The organism is Mesorhizobium sp. M0159, assembly GCF_040322295.1.
Taxonomy (GTDB): Bacteria; Pseudomonadota; Alphaproteobacteria; order Rhizobiales; family Rhizobiaceae; genus Mesorhizobium.
On sequence record NZ_JAMYTF010000131.1, the window covers coordinates 1 to 1,247 of the forward strand.

The window sequence follows — 1,247 nt, forward strand, 5'->3', positions numbered from 1 at the left end:
CGGCTCGGCTTTGTCGAGGTCACGCCGACAGCGTCTGCGTCGGTGGAGATCGAGCTGGGTGGCGTGGTCATTCGCGCCGGTGCCGGATCCCGTTGGCCAGATCGACGTCGGAACGATCAAGCCGGACCACTTCGCCCGATCGCAGCCCCGAGCTCGCCAACAATCCGATCAGCGTCGCCATGGTCCGGCCCTTGAGAGGAACCTCCGGCGAAATGCGATGGCATGCGTCGATGAGCGACGCCAACTCAGCCTCGCTGAGAATACGCGGAGGCGGAATCGCTCTGGATCTGGGGAAAGCTCTGCGCTCCAAGGCCTCGGTTCGGACGTCATAGACGGCGAGATACTCGTAAAACCGGCGGAGCACGCCGTGGCGAGTGACGCGGCTGTTGGCGGCGCCGCCGAACGACAGGACGAAGTCCAGCGCCATCGTTCGAGTGGCGGGCCCATCGAGCTGAGCGCGCTCAACGTAGCGGACGAAAGCCCGCAACGTGCCAGCTTGCTTGCTGAAGGCATAACCGAGGGAGTGGCGCAGTTCGATGTAACGCTCGGCCTTCTCGCCGAGTAATCGGGTAAAGGCGGTCATGCGACGCCTCCCGGAAAGGGGAGTGCGACTTCGGCGAGCTGCGAGACCGCGACCTTTACGTACAGCGCCGTTGTATTGATGCTGCGGTGCCCGAGAAGATCGGCGACCTCGTTGATCGGCGTTCGCTGCCTGACGAGCTGGGTGGCAAGGCTGTGGCGCAGGAGATGTGCACCTGCGACCCGCCCGAGTTCGACCCCGCCATGCTGCAACCGCTTCCGCACGATCCTCGAAACAGGCGATGCGTCCTTGAACGGTCCCACGGGCGGCGTGAAGGACAGGAACAGGTATGGGCTATCCACCTTCGGTCGAGCACGCAGGATATAGTCGGCGAGCGCGGCGCCGGTCTCCTCGAGGAGGGGCGCCACCCGATCACGCTTGCCCTTGGTGCGCCGGACAAAGACCTCGCCAGTTCGCCAGTCGATATCCTGCAGCCGAATGGTGCGGAGCTCGCCGTTACGAATACCCGTGGTAGCGAGCAGCAACAGGACGGCTCGATCGCGGATGTCGACCGGCGTCGTTGCGCCGATCGCATCGATTGCGCGCCGAACGTCATCCCATGCAAGGCGCGGCGGCAAATGCGCCAAACGCCAATGGGGCGTCCTTGGGACGACGCGGGCGAGATCCTGTTCATGGTGGCCAGCCCAACATAAAAAGCGAAGAAATG

The 1,247-nt window shown here is 64.2% G+C and carries 2 protein-coding genes; both read right to left on the reverse strand.

The features are described from left to right. Nucleotides 1-67: 67 nt before the first annotated feature. Nucleotides 68-583, reverse strand: a complete 516-nt coding sequence (locus tag NKJ32_RS35345; RefSeq protein WP_352830568.1) for a hypothetical protein — start codon at nt 581-583, stop codon at nt 68-70. Beyond that, on the reverse strand, nt 580-1,247 hold a 668-nt coding region (locus NKJ32_RS35350), incomplete at its 5' end, for a site-specific integrase (protein ID WP_352830570.1). The genes NKJ32_RS35350 and NKJ32_RS35345, both read right to left, overlap by 4 nt.